We start from the raw sequence: 264 nt of genomic DNA, 5'->3' as shown, positions 1-264 counted from the left end.
GTTTTGACCACATTGTTAAACAACCAAAAAGTGCCTGATCCTTTTTACGGAATGAACAACGAGCGCATCAAAGATATTTACCAAACCGGCAGGGATGAATACACTTATTGGTTTGTAAAAGATTTTGAAGAAGCAGCGCCAACCAACGGCAACCAAATTTACTTAAACTTCCGTGGCATTAATTACTCCGCAGAAATCTATTTAAATGGAAAAAAAGTAAACCCGAAAACACATGTGGGCATGTTTTTGCGGGAGAGTTACAAC

This window comes from uncultured Mucilaginibacter sp. (genome assembly GCF_937859865.1).
GTDB lineage: Bacteria > Bacteroidota > Bacteroidia > Sphingobacteriales > Sphingobacteriaceae > Mucilaginibacter_A.
The sequence above is the reverse complement of the archived record's forward strand: the minus strand, read 5'-3'. Positions refer to the sequence as shown.